This window comes from Rhodovulum sp. BSW8 (assembly GCF_003314725.1).
GTDB lineage: Bacteria > Pseudomonadota > Alphaproteobacteria > Rhodobacterales > Rhodobacteraceae > Rhodovulum > Rhodovulum visakhapatnamense.
This window is the reverse complement of sequence record NZ_QNVX01000039.1, coordinates 1-15,213: the sequence shown is the minus strand read 5'-3', so window position 1 is coordinate 15,213 and position 15,213 is coordinate 1. Positions and strand designations below refer to the sequence as shown.

General features: G+C 69.0%; 12 protein-coding genes. 3 read left to right on the top strand and 9 right to left on the bottom strand.

What is annotated here, in order from left to right:
* Positions 1-78: 78 nt before the first annotated feature.
* Positions 79-564 carry an NUDIX hydrolase gene (locus DSD19_RS15870; RefSeq protein WP_075784829.1) on the bottom strand — a complete coding sequence of 162 codons (486 nt, stop codon included), beginning with the start codon at positions 562-564 and terminating at the stop codon, positions 79-81.
* A 401-nt stretch (positions 565-965) separates the two neighbouring features.
* Here DSD19_RS15870 and DSD19_RS15865 point away from each other — a divergent pair, with 401 nt between their 5' ends.
* Positions 966-2,444 (top strand): inorganic phosphate transporter, encoded by a 1,479-nt coding sequence (locus DSD19_RS15865; protein WP_075784830.1) that lies wholly within the window; start codon positions 966-968, stop codon positions 2,442-2,444.
* Positions 2,445-2,465: 21 nt separating this feature from the next.
* On the opposite strand, the gene DSD19_RS15860 is transcribed toward DSD19_RS15865, so the two are convergent.
* The 4 genes from DSD19_RS15860 to DSD19_RS15845 form a co-directional block, all read right to left on the bottom strand.
* Complete coding sequence (locus DSD19_RS15860) at positions 2,466-3,977, bottom strand: malonyl-CoA synthase (RefSeq protein WP_113670303.1); 1,512 nt, start codon at positions 3,975-3,977, stop codon at positions 2,466-2,468.
* A 124-nt stretch (positions 3,978-4,101) separates the two neighbouring features.
* Positions 4,102-6,015: a monovalent cation:proton antiporter-2 (CPA2) family protein gene (locus DSD19_RS15855; protein ID WP_113670302.1), complete on the bottom strand. Its 1,914-nt coding sequence runs from the start codon at positions 6,013-6,015 to the stop codon at positions 4,102-4,104.
* 148 nt (positions 6,016-6,163) lie between these two features.
* Positions 6,164-7,672, bottom strand: coding sequence for a DHA2 family efflux MFS transporter permease subunit (locus DSD19_RS15850; RefSeq protein WP_113670301.1), 1,509 nt, complete (start codon positions 7,670-7,672; stop codon positions 6,164-6,166).
* The gene (locus DSD19_RS15845) at positions 7,669-8,673 is read right to left on the bottom strand and encodes an HlyD family secretion protein (protein ID WP_113670300.1); all 1,005 of its coding nucleotides are present in this window, start codon (positions 8,671-8,673) and stop codon (positions 7,669-7,671) included. The genes DSD19_RS15850 and DSD19_RS15845 overlap by 4 nt, the downstream gene beginning before the upstream one ends.
* A gap of 371 nt (positions 8,674-9,044) precedes the next feature.
* Between DSD19_RS15845 and DSD19_RS15840 the strand changes: the two genes are divergently transcribed.
* The gene (locus DSD19_RS15840) at positions 9,045-9,308 is read left to right on the top strand and encodes a hypothetical protein (RefSeq protein ID WP_075784835.1); all 264 of its coding nucleotides are present in this window, start codon (positions 9,045-9,047) and stop codon (positions 9,306-9,308) included.
* Between the two features lie 4 nt (positions 9,309-9,312).
* Here DSD19_RS15840 and DSD19_RS15835 read toward each other — a convergent pair whose 3' ends face one another.
* The 4 genes from DSD19_RS15835 to DSD19_RS22110 all read right to left on the bottom strand — a co-directional run bounded on the left by DSD19_RS15835 (position 9,313) and on the right by DSD19_RS22110 (position 14,495).
* Positions 9,313-11,268 carry a MacB family efflux pump subunit gene (locus DSD19_RS15835; RefSeq protein ID WP_113670299.1) on the bottom strand — a complete coding sequence of 652 codons (1,956 nt, stop codon included), beginning with the start codon at positions 11,266-11,268 and terminating at the stop codon, positions 9,313-9,315.
* 1 nt (position 11,269) lies between these two features.
* Positions 11,270-12,439, bottom strand: a complete 1,170-nt coding sequence (locus tag DSD19_RS15830; protein ID WP_113670298.1) for an efflux RND transporter periplasmic adaptor subunit — start codon at positions 12,437-12,439, stop codon at positions 11,270-11,272.
* Positions 12,440-12,550: 111 nt separating this feature from the next.
* The gene (murJ, locus tag DSD19_RS15825) at positions 12,551-14,056 is read right to left on the bottom strand and encodes a murein biosynthesis integral membrane protein MurJ (protein ID WP_113670297.1); all 1,506 of its coding nucleotides are present in this window, start codon (positions 14,054-14,056) and stop codon (positions 12,551-12,553) included.
* Between the two features lie 142 nt (positions 14,057-14,198).
* Positions 14,199-14,495, bottom strand: coding sequence for a hypothetical protein (locus tag DSD19_RS22110; protein ID WP_207802480.1), 297 nt, complete (start codon positions 14,493-14,495; stop codon positions 14,199-14,201).
* Between the two features lie 148 nt (positions 14,496-14,643).
* Here DSD19_RS22110 and DSD19_RS15820 point away from each other — a divergent pair, with 148 nt between their 5' ends.
* Complete coding sequence (locus DSD19_RS15820) at positions 14,644-15,111, top strand: Rrf2 family transcriptional regulator (RefSeq protein ID WP_075784839.1); 468 nt, start codon at positions 14,644-14,646, stop codon at positions 15,109-15,111.
* The last annotated feature ends 102 nt before the right edge of the window (positions 15,112-15,213 follow it).

The window sequence follows — 15,213 nt, the reverse complement described above, 5'->3', positions numbered from 1 at the left end:
TGCCGCATTGCTGGGCGGCGATGACGCTGTCGGCGGCACTGCGCGAACGCCGGCCGCCCCGGGCGCCCCCGATCCGGGTCAGGCCGACCGGATCAGGTCGCGGATCACGGGCACCTTCTGCGGCTTGCCCGACAGCGACCGCAGCAGCGTGGCCAGTTCGGGTTCGTCGACCCGCCGGGCCGCGGCCTTGGGGCTGAACCAGCGGCGGGTGCGTTCGCGCCGCTCCTTCCAGTCGCGCTTGAGCGTCTTCACGATCATCGGAAACACCTCGACCCGGCAGCGCAGCACCGAGCCGTCGTCGAGCCGTTTGTCATAATCGTAGGTGCCGATGCTCTGGGTCGCGATGAAGCCCTCGGCCCCGGCCTCTTCCAGCGCCTCGATCTCGGCGGCGACCCAGGGCTTGCGCCCGTCCATGGTCCAGCCTTTGGGCATGACCCAGCGGCCCGTCCCGCGGGAGGTGACCATGAGCACGCTCAGGCGGCCATTCTTGTCACGTCGAAACGGCAGCGCCGCGATCTGGCTGCCGACCGGTGACTTTGGCTCGGTCGCCAAATTCCCGTCCATTTTTTCCGCTCGCATCCTGCGCGGTCGGGGCTGCGTCCGCGCTGTTCTTCCTCCGGGCCTCTCCGGAGGGGCGCGCTTTGCGCGACCGACTGTCGCGAATCATAGACGCCATACTTTGGGAGATGTGCAAAAATATAGCGTCATCAACCGCAAATACGACACGCTCTGGGGCCCATTCGGCCCGATTGGGATGAGAAACCGCCAGGGTCGGCCCCGGCGGGTCTTGTGAATGTGACGTTTCAGTGACATTGACCCCGCCGTGACGGATCGTCCGCGCGTGCGGACCTGCGGCGCGCTGCGGTTTCTGGGCCCCTCAATCGCAGGAGGCCCCGCCGCAGGGTGTCTCATAGCAGTGAGCGGCGTGCGTCCCCGACGGACGGCCGAACGAGGAAAGGCTTCCCTTGTCAGACAGTTTCAAGGACCGCCAGTGGAAGACGCTGGACAAGGACCTCAAGCGCCTGTCGCAGGTTGGAACCGCCGCGCAATCCGTGTCGCGCCCGCTGGTGGGCGTCGGAATCTCGCTGGCCTTCATCATCGCGGCGGCGCTGGCCGCGGCACTGGTGACGGGAAACACGCCGGGCCTTCTGTTCGTGATGGCGGCGGCGGCCTTCGGGGCCTACATGGCCCTGAACATCGGGGCCAATGACGTCGCCAACAACATGGGTCCTGCGGTCGGCGCCAACGCGCTGTCGATGGCCGGGGCCATCGCCATCGCAGCGATCTGCGAAAGCGCGGGCGCGCTGATCGCGGGCGGCGATGTGGTCTCGACCATCTCCAAGGGGATCATCGCGCCCGAAAGCGTCGCGGATTCGGCCACCTTCACCTGGGCGATGATGGCCGCGCTGCTGGCGGCCGCCGTCTGGGTCAATATCGCCACCTGGATCGGGGCACCGGTCTCGACCACCCATTCGGTGGTGGGGGGCGTTCTGGGCGCGGGCGTCGCTGCGGCGGGCATTACCGCGGTCGACTGGCCGACCATGGGCGGCATCGCCGCCAGCTGGGTGATCTCGCCCTTTCTGGGCGGGGTGATCGCGGCCGGGATGCTGGCCTTCATCAAGTGGAAGGTGGTCTATCGGGACGACAAGATCGCGGCGGCCCGGGTCTGGGTTCCGGTGCTGATCGGCGTGATGTCGGCCGCCTTCGCGACCTATCTGGCGATGAAGGGGCTGAAACACCTCTTCGATATCGGGCTCGGGCATGCGGTGCTGATCGGGGTGCTGGTCGGGGTTCTGGCCGGCCTGGTCTCGGTGCCTTTGATCCGGCGCCAGTCCGAGGGGCTCGAGAACCGGAACCGGTCGCTCAAGGTCATGTTCACCGGGCCTCTGGTGATTTCGGCGGGGCTTTTGTCCTTTGCCCATGGTGCCAACGATGTGGCCAATGCGGTCGGGCCGCTGGCGGCCATCGTCCATGCCCAGCAGGATGGCGAGGTCGCGGGGCAGGTCGCGATTCCGGTCTGGGTGATGGTGATCGGTGCCTTCGGGATCTCGTTCGGGCTGATGCTGTTCGGACCCAAGCTGATCCGGATGGTGGGCAGCCAGATCACCAAGCTGAACCCGGTCCGGGCTTATTGCGTGGCGCTGTCGGCGGCGCTGACGGTGATCGTGGCGTCCTGGCTGGGGCTGCCGGTCAGCTCGACCCATATCGCCGTCGGCGGGGTCTTCGGCGTCGGGTTTTTCCGCGAATGGGATGCCGAGCGGCGCTGGCGCCGGATGGACCAGACGCTGCCGCAGGCCAAGCGGCTGGCCCCGGAAGAACGCCGCCGCCGCAAGCTGGTGCGCCGGTCGCATTTCATGACCATCGTCGCGGCCTGGGGCATCACCGTCCCGGCGACTGCCCTGCTGTCGGGCGGGCTTTTCGCCGCGATCATGGCCCTGAAATAGCCGCCCGGGCGAGGCGCGGGCTCAGGCGAAGCTGTCGCGATACTCGGCGCGAAGCATGGCCTTCTGCACCTTGCCCATCGCATTGCGCGGCAGCGCCCGGGCCAGCGCCATCCGGCGCGGCTGCTTGAACGCGGCCAGCCGGGACCTGAGGTCGGCGGCGATGGCGTCCAGATCGGGCTCCGCCCCGGACGCGGGCACCAGCACCGCCACGACCGCCTCGCCGAAATCGGGATGGGGCACGCCGATCACCGCGCTTTCCAGCACCCCGGGCTGGGCGTCCAGCGCCTCTTCGATCTCTTTGGGGTAGATGTTGAGCCCGCCCGAGATGATCAGGTCCTTGGCCCGGCCGACGATCTGCACATAGCCGTTCTCGTCGATCCGCCCCAGATCGCCGGTCAGGAAGAACCCGTCCTCGCACAGCTCTTCGCGGGTCTTTTCGGGCATCTGCCAGTAGCCCTTGAAGACATTGGGGCCCCGGACCTCGATCTGGCCGATCTCGCCCTGCGCCAGCTCGGCCCGGGTTTCGGGATCGGCGATCCTCAGATCGACCCCGGGCAGCGGCAGGCCCACGGTGCCCGCGATGCGCTTGCCCTCATAGGGGTTCGAGGTCGACATGTTGGTTTCGGTCATGCCGTAGCGTTCGAGGATGCGGTGGCCGGTGCGCGCCTCGAAGGCGCGGTGGGTTTCGGCCAGCAGGGGCGCGCTGCCCGACACGAACAGCCTGAGAGGGGCGGCAAGCGCGCGGTCGAAACGGGGATCGTCCAGCAGCCGGGTATAGAAGGTGGGCACGCCCATCATCGCGGTGGCGCGGGGCAGCGCCGCGATGACCGCATCGGTGTCGAATTTCGGCAGGAAGATCATCGACCCGCCCGCCAGAAGCAGGATGTTCGTGGCGACGAAAAGCCCGTGGGTGTGAAAGATCGGCAGGGCGTGCAGCAGCACGTCCCGGTCGGTGAACCGCCAGACATCGGTCAGCACCTCGGCATTGGAGATCAGGTTGGTCTGGGTCAGCATCGCCCCCTTGGACCGCCCCGTGGTGCCCGAGGTGTAGAGGAATGCGGCCAGATCCTCGGCGTCGCGCGGCACGGTCGGATAGGTGCCGGATTTGGCGCGGGCGATCACCGTGAAGCTGCCCGAGCCATCGGCATTCAGCGTGGCGATGCGGGCGCCCGCGGCCTCGGCGAACGGCGTCAGCGCGCCCATCCGGCGGCCGTCGCAGATGAACAGCCGCGCCCCGCTATCGGACAGGAAATAGGCCAGCTCGTCCGGGGTATAGGCGGTGTTGAGCGGCAGGAAGATCACCCCGGACTGGGCGCAGGCTGCATAAAGCGCCAGCGCCTCGGGCGATTTCTCGACCTGCACCGCCAGCCGGTCGCCGGGGCCGAGCCCGAAGGCGTTCAGCGCATGGGCAAAGCGGGCGGCGGTGGTCAGAAAGGCCGCATGGGTCAGGGTGCGGCCGTCGGCCAGATGCAGGAAGGGCGTCTCGCGCCCGGCATGGCGGCCGAAAAGCTGGTCGTAAAGCGGGTTGGCCATGGGCGGGCTCCGGTCTGTCGCGTGGGCGGTCGGGGCGGGTCCGGCATCGGGTCCGGCCCGGCCAGTCTGCGGGACGGCGCCCATGCCGGTAAAGCGCGCCAAGCACCGCACCCCGGACGGGCGATCAGCGCGGCTCGGGCAGGGTGTCGGATTCGGCCAGCACGTCGGTCGGCGTCGTGGTCTCGCTTTCGCTTCGCAGCGCGGCGGCCTCGTGCAGCAGGCTTTCGGCGAAGGCGCGTTCCAGATCGGACTGAAGCTTGCTGTTCAGCTCCATGTATTCGGCATTGTCTTCCAGCGGCACGCCGGGCTTCCAGACCTTTGCCAGCTCGCGCAGCGCCGTGCGGTCGAAGCTGAACAGCGTGTCTTCGGCATTCTCGGCCTCGTAGGCGGTCAGCCCGGTCTTTTCCAGCACCCGGCGCCCGCAGCGCAGCGCGCTGTCGAAGACCTCGCGCACGGTCTCGTCGGCGCCTGCGCGGTACAGCTCGAAGACATGTTCGCGATCGCGGGCGCGGGCGATGATGAAGAGATCGGGCCGCACGCGCCGGGCGTAGCGCACCAGCGTGGTCGCGGCCCGGGCGTCGCCGATGCAGACCACCAGCACCTCGGCGGTGTCGATGCCCGCGGAATCGAGCAGCGCGGGCCGGGTCGCGTCGCCGTAATAGGCCTTGAAGCCCAGCCGCCGGACTCGCCGCACCGCGCGCAGGTCGTCGTCGATCACCGTGGTCCGTCCGCCGGTCAGCGCGATCATCCGGTTCACCGTCAGCCCGAACCGGTCGATCCCGGCGATGATGACGGGATGGTGTTCGTCGATCTGGTCGGCATCGGGCCGCGGCCCGCCGCGCGCCTGCAAAACCCGGGCGATGATGTCGTGCAGGATGAAGAGCGCGGGCGTGATCAGCATCGACAGCGCGATCACAAGGCTCGACATGGCGACGATGTCGGGCGGCATGATCCGCTGGGACGAGGCGAAACCCACCAGCACGAAGCCGAATTCCCCGGCCTGCGCCAGCCCCAGCGTGAACAGCCAGCGGTTCGACCGGTCGAGCTTGAAGGCGAGCGCCAGCCCGTACAGCACCGCGACCTTGATCAGCACCAGGCCGGTCACATAGACCGGCAGAAGGATCGGCGCGTCCCAGAACACCGAGAAATCCATGCCCGCGCCGACCGTGATGAAGAACAGTCCCAGCAGCAGGCCCTTGAACGGCTCGATCGAGCTTTCCAGTTCGTGCCGGAATTCCGAATTGGCCAGCACCACGCCCGCGAGGAAGGTGCCAAGCGCGGGCGACAGCCCCACCATCAGCATCAGCGAGGCGATCCCCGCCACGATCACCAGCGCCATCGCGGTGTTCAGCTCGCGCAGCCGCGCCGCCTGGACGTAACGGTAAAGCGGGCGCACCAGATAGTGACCGGCCAGCACCGTGCCCGCGACCGCGCCCAGCGTGACCAGCGTCACGCCCCAGGCGGGCAGCTCCTCGATCAGATGCATCGCGCCATGGGTGCCCTCGGTCTCGGCCGCGCGCATCTCGGGCGAGGCGAGGAAGGGCATGATCGCCAGCATCGGGATCACCGCGATGTCCTGCATCAGCAGCACCGAAAACGCACTGCGCCCGCCGGGCGTGTTCATCAGCTTCTTTTCGGTCAGGGTCTGCAGCACGATGGCCGTCGAGGACAGCGAGAAGATCATCCCCATGGCCAGCGCCGACTGCCAGGTCTGGCCGAAGACAATGGCGGCCGCGGTGACCAGCGCCACCGTGATCAGCACCTGCAGCCCGCCCATCCCGACCAGCTTGTCCCGCATCGCCCATAGCGCGCGGGGGTCGAGCTCGAGCCCGATCAGGAACAGCATCATCACCACGCCGATTTCCGAGACATGGCGCAGCGTGATCATCTCGGCACCGGCAAGCCCCAGCACCGGCCCAACAACCAGCCCGATCAGAAGATAGCCCAGGACCGAGCCAAGCCCCAGCCGCGTGGCCAGCGGAACCGCAAGCACGATGCACAGCAGATAAAGCGTGGCGTTGAGCAGGAAGCCTTCCATATACCGTCCCGGTGGGCGATCCGCCGCCGGCCGGACGGGCCGAAGGGTGGTGTCGCATGCGTCGCACCCTAGCGATTGGGGCGAGTGCTGCAAGCATCTGGACCGGCGAACGCGAACGGGGCGTTGTCGCAGCGGGGGCCGCGGACGTTCAGGCGGTCGCGGTTTCGGCGGGCGCGCCCGGGCGCGGCTTTTGCAGGACCAGTGCTGCAGGGATCATCGCGAAGGCGGCAAGCCCTGCCAGCAGGAAGGCGTCCTGATAGGCCAGCATCGCCGATTGTGCGCGCAGCGTCTGGGCCAGCCAGGCCGCGCCTTCCGGGCTGGTCGGGGTCAGCCCCCGGGGGGCCAGATACTGGGCCACCGCCTGGCGCGTCGCGGTCAGTTCCTCGCCCAGCAGAGCCCAGTGCACCTGACTGCGCTCGGACACCTGCCAGCCCAGGATGGCGACGCCGATCGACGAGCCGATCGACCGGGTGACGCCATAGATGCCCGAGGCCTCGTCCTGCCGCGCCGACGAGATGTTCTGGAAGGCCAGCGTCGACATCGGCACGAAGAAGAGCCCCATCCCGAAGCCGGTCACCACGCCGGGAAGGCCGAGATCCCAGAACCCGGCATCGAGGTTCAGCCCGCTCAGCAGCACATTGCCCAGCCCGGTCAGCCCAAGCCCCGCGACCACCAGAAGCCGCGCATCGATGCGTTTCAGAAGCACCGCGCCGGTCAGGACCATCGACACGCCCGCTGCCAGCCCGCGCGGAATGAACAGATAGCCCGCGTCGAGCACCGGGTAGCCCAGAAGCCCCTGCACGAAGAGCGGCAGGATGGCGATGGCGCCGAACATCGACACCCCGAAGCCCAGGATGGCCACATTCGCCGCGGCAAAGCTGCGGTCGCGCAGCAGCGAGAAATCGACGATGTTGTCGCGCTTGTGCCAGCCCCGCACGACGAACAGCGCCCCCGCAACAGCCGAACTCAGCGCGGTGACCTGGATCAGCTTCGAGCCGAACCAGTCACGGGTCTCGCCCAGATCGAGCGTCATCTGCAGACAAGCGATGGCCGTCAGCATCAGCGCGAGCCCCGCCCAGTCGACCGGCAGCGCCCGGGTCTCTTCGGCCTCAAGCTCGCCAGCGATCAGCATCAGCGCGAAGGCCGCCAGCGGCAGGTTGACGTAGAAGACCGCGCGCCAAGAGAAATACTCGGTCAGAAGCGCCCCAAGCGTCGGGCCGAAGACCGGTGCCACCACCACACCCAGCCCGAAGAAGGCCATGGCCTGGCCGCGTTTCTCGCGCGGGAAGGCGTCGAACAGGATCGATTGCGACAGCGGGATCAGGAAGGCTCCGCACAGCCCCTGGCCGATCCGGAACAGGACCAGCGCGCCGACCGACCAGGACAGCCCGCACAGCATCGAGAAGCCGGCAAAGCCCAGGATCGCCGATGTGATCAGCCGCCGCCGGCCGACCCGCCGCACGAAGAACCCTGTCAGCGGCATCACCGCCACCGAGGCGACGATGTAGCTGGTGACGATCCAGACGGTCTGGTCCGAGGTCAGCCCGAAGGCCGCCTTTATATGGGGCAGGGCGACGTTGACGATGGTCATGTCCATGACCTCGAGGATCGCGGTCAGCACCACCGCCAGGACGATGGGCCAGCGCGCGGCGCTCATGGTCCGGGCGCGGCCGTAGTGTCGACGGTCGCGGTCGCGCTGGCGCCCGCCTTCAGGCAGAAGCGCGCGGCCTCGGGCACCGGGTCAAGCGCGATCCGGACCGGGATGCGGCGGGTGACCTTGACCCAGTTGCCGGTGGCGTTCTGCGCGGGCAACAGCGAGAAGACCGCCCCCGCCCCCGGGCCGATGCTGGCGACCCGGCCCGTCAGATCGAGCGCGGGGCAAAGGTCGATGCCGATGGCGGCAGGCTGGCCGGGGCGGATGCGGGTCAGATCGGTTTCCTTGAAATTGGCCTCGATCCACCATTCGGCATCGCCCACCAGCGAGAAAAGCGCCTGCCCGGCGGTCACGACAGACCCGGGCCTGAGGTCGATATTGGCGATCCAGCCGCTTTCGGGGGCTGTGACGGTCGCGTGGTCGAGGTCGATCTCGGCCATCTGCAGCGCGGCCAGCGCCTCGCGGACCCCGGCATTCCGGTCGCCCTCGTCGCCGAGGCTGGCCTGCGCCCGGGCCAGTTGCTGGGCCGCTGCCGTCTCTTCGGCAAGGGCCCGGTCGCGCGCGGCCAGCGCCCTGTCGAGCGCCGATTGCGACACGTCGTTGCGGCGAAACAGCCCCTCCTGACGCAGGTAGTCGGCCTCGGCCTCGCGGCGGGCGGCGCGGGCCACGTCGAGCTCGGCCTCGGCGGCGGCGACCTCGCGGGCGGCGGCGCCCGCCGATTGCAGCGCGGCATCGGCCCGGGCCCGGGCCTGATCGACCGCAGCCTTCAGCGCGCGATCCTCGATCCGGAACATCAGATCGCCCGCCGCCACATGGTCGTTCTCGTCGACGGCCAGCTCGGCGATGCGGCCGCTCACCTCGGGAACGACGGTCAGTACATGGGCCCCGACATAGGCATCGTCGGTGCCGGGATAGACCCGTTCATGGCCCCACCACCAGACCAGCCCCCCCGCCAGCGCCAGCACCGCCAGCCCGGCCAGCACCGGTTTGCGACCGAGCCTCATCGCCCCGCCCTTTCCTGTTCTACCGGGCACATGCGTCGGCCCGTTCTTTTACGGCTTCGCGGGCGTCTGCTCCCGCGGCATGGCCGAGTCTCGGGTCCGGTGCAACATCCGCGCCGCGCCGGGCGCGCGGACCCTAGCACGCCTCGGATCGCGTGCCCCTGTCGGCCGGATTACAGTTTCGCAATCCAGCTGTCGAAACCGGGGCGGCCGCCGTCCTTCGGGGCGATCGGGGCGGCGATAGAATTGTCTTTATCCGCCGCCCTCCGCCCGCATTGGCGCGCGATTTCGGCCCGATTTCGGGCAGAGGCAGGATGCATCGAGGTCCGGGCCGCCTCTGGTCCGGGCGAATGCGCTGGGTGTGAGGACCTGCCATGACCGATATCTCTGCCGTTTCCGGCTCTACCCTCGCGGATGGCGGCCCGAATGTCGCCGTCGCCGTTCTGGCCGCGCTGTTGCTGGGTCCGTTCGGACTGTTCTATGTCAGCCGCATGGCGGCGATCGTGATGATCGTGCTGACCTTCGTCATCGCCCTGCCGACGCTGGGCTTCGGCGTTCTTCTGACCCTGCCGCTTGGCATGCTCTGGGCCGGGATCGCCGCGATCCGGCTGCGCCGCCGGGCGATGCGGGCCGCCTGAGGTCCTATTCCCGGCTCAGGGCGACCACCGGGTCGAGCCGCGCCGCCGCCCGGGCCGGGAGAAACCCGAAAGTGACGCCGATCAGCGTCGAGGACAGGAACGCGACCGCGATGGCCGTGCCCGAGAAGGACAGCCGCACCTCGGTCGCGACCCGGTCGACGATCTCGCCCGTCAGCAGCGCGCCTGCGATCCCCAGAAGCCCGCCGATCAGGCAGACCAGCACCGCCTCGATCAGGAACTGCGCGACGATGTCGGACCGGCGCGCGCCGATGGCGATGCGCACCCCGATTTCACGGGTCCGCTCGGTGACCGACACCAGCATGATGTTCATCACCCCGATGCCGCCCACGATCAGCGAAATCACCGCGATCATCGCGACCAGCGCGGTCAGGGTCCGGGTCGTGCTGGTGATGGTCTCGCGGATCGAGTCGCTGTTGGTGAGGAAGAAATCCTTGCTGCCATGGCGGGTCAGCATCAGCGCCAGGATCGCGTCCTGCGCCTTTGTCATGTCATAGCCATCGGCGATCCGGACCGCGATGCTGCTGAAATGGTCCTGCCCGGAAACCCGCGCCATCGAGGTCGTGTAGGGGATCCAGACATTCAGCGAGGATGGGCCGAAGGTCGCCCCGGTCGCGCGCACCAGCCCGATGACCCGGACCGGCACCCGGCCCAGCAGCAGCACCTCGCCCAGCGGGTCGGCCCCCGCGCCGAAGAAGGTGTCGCGGGTGTCCTCGTCGATCACCGCGACCTGTTCGCGGGCGGCGATGTCCTCGGGGCCGAAGACGGTGCCTTGCAGGGTGGTATAGGCATGGACCTGGAAATAATCGCCGCTGACCCCGCCGATCGAGGCGGTCGAGGTCACGTTCCGGTAGCGCACCGACAGGCTGTCGGACACCGCCGGCGAGACGCTGTCGGCAAAGTCCTGCAGTGCCAGCGCATCGGCATCCGAGGGCACCAGCGTCTCGAAGCGGTTGGCGTCGCGCGCGCCGAAGCCGCTGCCCGAGCGGATGGTGATGGTGCTGGTCCCGAGCGAGCTGATGTTTTCCAGCACCTTCTGCTGGCTGCCATTGCCAAGCGCCACCACCAGCACCACCGAGGCGATGCCGATGATGATGCCCAGCATGGTCAGCAGGCTGCGCACCCGATGCGCCAGAAGCGCCCGCGCGGCCATGGCCAATGCCTCGATCTGGCGTCTCAGCCCGGCGCCCGCGCGGATCCGGCGGACCGGGCGGTCGGGCCTGTCCGCCCCGGTCCGGGCGGCGGTGGGGGTGTCCGACACGATCCGGCCGTCGCGGATCTCGATCACCCGGTGGGCATGGGCGGCGACGCGCGGGTCATGGGTCACCATCACCACCGTATGGCCCTGCCGGTTCAGATCCAGCAGCAACGCCATCAGCTCTTCGCCCGAGGTGGAATCGAGCGCGCCGGTCGGTTCGTCGGCCAGGATCACCTCGCCGCCGTTCATCAGGGCGCGCGCGACGGACACGCGCTGTTGCTGGCCGCCCGAAAGCGCGCTCGGCCGGTGGTCCAGCCGGTCGCCGAGGCCGAGCCGCCGCAGCAGGTCCGTCGCCCGGGCGCGCCGCGGCCCGGCGCCTTCGCCCGCATAAACCGCCGGAACCTCGACATTTCCGACCGCGTCGAGATCGGGCAGCAACTGATAGCGCTGGAAGATGAAACCGAAATGCTCGCGCCGAAGTTCGGCCAGCGCGTCGGGACCCAACGCCGAGACATCCTGCCCGTCGAAGAGGTAGCGGCCGGAACTCGCCCGGTCGAGACAGCCGAGAATGTTCATCAGCGTCGACTTGCCGGACCCCGAGGCGCCGATGATCGCCACCATCTCGCCCGCGCGGATCTCGATATCCACGCTGTCGAGAACGGTGATGGTCTCGTCGCCCGCCTGAAAGCTGCGGGTGATGCCGCGCGCCGCAATCAGCGGCTGGCCAGGTTCGGTGCCGTCCATCTCAGAACCCCATCGGCGGGCGCATCCGCCGCGATCCGCTGCCTTCGGCCGCCGGAGCCTCGGCCGATCCGGTCACGACGCGGTCGCCTTCGGACAGGCCCGAGACGATTTCGGCGGTGACCTTGTCGTTCAGCCCGACCTTGACCGGTTGCGGGCTGACCTTGCCGGTGGCGGGGTGGTACAGGTCGACCTCGGCGCCGCCCGGGCCGGTCCTGATCGCCGAGGCGGGCACGGTCAGCACGTTCTGGGCGCGGTCGAGCACGATCGAGACCTGGGTCGTCATGCCGATCCTCAGCTTGCGGTCGGGATTGTCGACTTCGAGCAGGCCGTTGTAATAGATTGCCTCGTCGGTCGAGATTGTGTCGCTGTCCTCGATCTCGCTCGGCGCCGGTTCGACGTCGCGCACGGTCGCGGTGAACGGGGTGTCGGGTTCGCCGAGGATGGTAAAGCGCACGTCCTGCCCGGGCCTGACATGCACGACGTCGGCCTCGGAGATTTCGGCCTTCACCACCATCCGGTCGAGATTGGCCAGCTTGACGATGGTCGGCGCGTCGTTGACCGCATTCACGGTCTGGCCCTCCTCGACGACGATGGCGACGACGGTGCCGGTGATCGGTGCGGTGATCCGCGTGCGTTCCAGCGCGATCTTAGCGGTCGAAACCGTCACCTCGGCGCGTTTGCGCTGGGCTTCGAGCGCCTCGAGATCGGCGCGGTCGACATCGACATCGGCCTGCGCCGCCTCGACATCGCCGTCAGAGACATAGTTCTGCGCGGCCAGCCTGACCTGCCGGTTCAGCGTCAGTTCGTCCTTCTTCAGGCTCGCGGTCTTGGCCGCGATCTGGGCCAGGATATTGGCCAGATCGGCCTCGGCCTGCAGCACGTCGTTCTGCTGGTCGAGCGAGTCGATCTGCGCGATCAGATCGCCCGCCGTCACCTCTTGTCCAAGTGCGACCGCCAGCGTCTCGATCTGGCCCGAGACCCGCGCGCCGACGCTGACCAGCTGGCTTGCCTCGACCGTGCCGGTGGCCAGAACCGTCCGTTCGACCGTGCCGCGGGTCGCGGCGGCGGTGGCGGGCGTGCCGGTGGCGGTGTCGCGCAGCGAGACCGCCCAGGCTCCGGCGCCCAGCGCGGCGGCGGCCAGAAGGATCAGAAGGCGCAGTCTGGTTTTCATCGGGAAAGGCTCGCAATGCGGCGAAAGGGGCGTTGCAGGCTGATACGGGCCGCGGGCGGGTTTCCGTCGCCGGGCAAGCCGCCGGGAGCGGGCTTCGGCCTGGGCCGCCGTTCAGGCCGGGCGCCAGCCGCGCAGGAAAAGCAGGCTGCCCGCCGCCTGGATCGCAAGCCCCACAAGCCCCAGCGCGATCAGGGCTGCGGCCAGCGTGCCCCCGGGCAGCGCCGCCTCGGCCGCTGCACGCAGGGGCGCCTTCAGGGCCAGCACCGCCGCCGCCATCACGGCGGTCGTCGCCAGAAGCCCGGCGACGCGCCCGCGCGGCAGCGCCGAAGCATGGCCGCGCCGCCGCGACAGGACCCACAGCAGGCCGGCATAGACCGCCATCCCCGCCGAGGTCGCCAGCGCCAGACCGACCGCGCCCAGCACCGGGGCCAGCGCGAGCTTGAGCCCCAGATTGGGGATCGCGGCCAGCATCAGCGCCGTCAGCGGCGTGCGGGTGTCGCCCCGGCCGTGAAAGCCCGCGACCAGCGAGCGCACCGAAAGCGCGGGCACCAGCCCCAGCGCATAGGCGGCGAGGATCGTGGCCGAGGCGCGCGCGGCCTCGGCATCGAAGGCCCCGCGCCGGAACAGCACCTCGACCGCCCAGTCGCCCAGAAGCGCCATCAGCACGGCCATCGGCAGGCCCGTCGCGAGGCAGACCATCGCCGCGCGGTCCAGCGCCCGGCGCATCCCGTCGGCATCGCCAAGCCCTGCCCGCCGCCCGATATCGGGCAGCAGCACGGTGCCCAGCGCGACCCCGATCAGCCCGATCGGCAACTGGTACAGCCGGTCGGCATAGTAAAGCGTCGACAGCGACCCGGCGGGCAGGAAGGTCGCCAGAACCGTATCGGCCAGCACCGAGATCTGCAGCGCGCCCGCCGCCAGCATCGCCGGGCCGAGGCGTCGGAAGAAGGTCCGGGTCTCGGACGACAGCCGCGGCGGGGCGACGCTCAGCGCGATCCCGGCGCGGGTCGCGGCCACGGCCAGCAGCACCACCTGCGCCACGCCCGAGAGGGTGACCCCCACGGCCGCCGCCTGCGCCACGCCCGGAAAGAGCGGCGCGGCCCAAAGCGTTGCCAACATGCAGAGATTGAGCAGGATCGGCGCGGCGGCGGTCGCGGCGAACCGGTCGCGGCTGTTCAGAAGCGCACCCAGATAGGCCACGACCGACATGCACAGAAGGTAGGGAAAGGTGATCCGCGTCAGCGTGATCGCCAGCGCCCGGGTCGGGTCCTCGGCGCCAAGCCCCGGTGCCAGGAGGCTCAGCACCCATCCGGTCTGGGTCAGCGCCACCGCGAGCAGCACGAGATTGGCCAGCAACAGCCAGCCCAGCACCTCGGCACCGAAGCGCTTGGCCGGACCGCCCGAGGCCGACAGCGCGGCATATCCAGGCAGGAAGGCTGCGTTGAAGGCGCCCTCGGCCAGCAGCGCGCGGAAATGGTTCGGCAAGCGGAAGGCCAGCATGAAGGCATCGGCCACCGGCCCTGCGCCCAGCGCCGCGGCCAGAACCGCGTCGCGCAGAAACCCGAAGATCCGGCTGAGCAGGGTCAGCCCGGACACGGTGCCGAGTTTGCCAAGCATGGGACAGCGACTCCTTGACCCGCGCCGTCCGGGCGGGTCCCGGGGCCGCCTGCTTATCGCGCCTTTCCCGGTCCGGAGCCAGTGGCCGCCCGGGTCGGGCGCTCGGTCCCCCGGCGGATGGGCGCCGAGGGGCTTTCGGGTGTTACCGCCCCGCGTTCTGGCTGTGGCCGGTGGCAGAACTCGGCTGGGTCCAGAGGCTTTCGGGTGTCAGGATGAAGGCGAAGAGGGCCAGATAGGCGACCAGAAAGACGATCAGCGCGACGGCATTGCGCCGCCCCATTGTCACAAGCCCGCCGAAACCCGCTCTTGGAGCTGGCTGCATGGTGCGAATCCCCCATTGTGGCCAGTTAAGTCTACAGAAGTTGTCGTGATAAATCCTCCCGTCCTTTCCGGTTTCGGTCGAGGGATTGCCCCGGGCGGGGACGACGGCTGGCGTCATGTGGACAAAAACGCCATGGCTTTGGGCAGGTCTTCGGTGTCAAGCCACTGTATCTTAAGAATTCGTCTTTCGGGGTGCCGAGCGCGGCCGGGACGGTCCGGCAACAGCCGCGCTTGATCGTCGCGGGTTTCGCTCGTATGCGTGGCCTATGATCACCCAGAAGACCAAGTATGCCTTGAAGGCCCTGATCGCGCTCGCGGAAGAGGCCGCCGGGGACGGCGAGGCGTTGACCATCGAGCAGATCTCGCAGAGGTCCGGCGCGCCCAAGCGGTTTCTGGAACATATCCTGCTGGATCTCAAACGCACCGGCTATCTCGGCTCGCGCCGGGGCCGGTCGGGCGGTTATCTGCTGATCAAGGCGCCGCGTCAGGTCTCGATCGGGGAGTTGCTGCGCGAGGTCGACGGGCCGATCGCGCCGCTGCCCTGCCTGTCGCGCCGGGCCTACCAGCCCTGCGACGACTGCGAGGACGAGGAAAGCTGCCGCATCCGCAGGCTCTTCGGTCAGGTCTTCTACGCCTATCTGCTGCTGATCGAGTCGCTGACCCTCGCCGACCTGCTGGAAAGCCCCGAGCGGATCGAACGGCTGGCGGCGGATGCCGCCCTGCCGCCCGTCTGAGAGCGCCTCCGCCCCGTTCCGGTCAGCCCCTGTACCCTTGTGACTGGAACCATTTCCAGGCGTCCTGGATCATGGTGGGGAGGTCGGAGCGTTCGGGGACCC

What these genes read in the sequence shown, in the direction of transcription:
- DSD19_RS15830 (WP_113670298.1), bottom strand. Translation starts at nt 12,439, where the DNA reads ATGAAAACCAGACTGCGCCTTCTGATCCTTCTGGCCGCCGCCGCGCTG.
- DSD19_RS15835 (WP_113670299.1), bottom strand. Translation starts at nt 11,268, where the DNA reads ATGGACGGCACCGAACCTGGCCAGCCGCTGATTGCGGCGCGCGGCATC.
- DSD19_RS15855 (WP_113670302.1), bottom strand. Translation starts at nt 6,015, where the DNA reads ATGGAAGGCTTCCTGCTCAACGCCACGCTTTATCTGCTGTGCATCGTG.
- DSD19_RS15850 (WP_113670301.1), bottom strand. Translation starts at nt 7,672, where the DNA reads ATGAGCGCCGCGCGCTGGCCCATCGTCCTGGCGGTGGTGCTGACCGCG.
- DSD19_RS22110 (WP_207802480.1), bottom strand. Translation starts at nt 14,495, where the DNA reads ATGACGCCAGCCGTCGTCCCCGCCCGGGGCAATCCCTCGACCGAAACC.
- DSD19_RS15820 (WP_075784839.1), top strand. Translation starts at nt 14,644, where the DNA reads ATGATCACCCAGAAGACCAAGTATGCCTTGAAGGCCCTGATCGCGCTC.
- DSD19_RS15870 (WP_075784829.1), bottom strand. Translation starts at nt 564, where the DNA reads ATGGACGGGAATTTGGCGACCGAGCCAAAGTCACCGGTCGGCAGCCAG.
- DSD19_RS15840 (WP_075784835.1), top strand. Translation starts at nt 9,045, where the DNA reads ATGACCGATATCTCTGCCGTTTCCGGCTCTACCCTCGCGGATGGCGGC.
- DSD19_RS15860 (WP_113670303.1), bottom strand. Translation starts at nt 3,977, where the DNA reads ATGGCCAACCCGCTTTACGACCAGCTTTTCGGCCGCCATGCCGGGCGC.
- DSD19_RS15845 (WP_113670300.1), bottom strand. Translation starts at nt 8,673, where the DNA reads ATGAGGCTCGGTCGCAAACCGGTGCTGGCCGGGCTGGCGGTGCTGGCG.
- murJ (WP_113670297.1), bottom strand. Translation starts at nt 14,056, where the DNA reads ATGCTTGGCAAACTCGGCACCGTGTCCGGGCTGACCCTGCTCAGCCGG.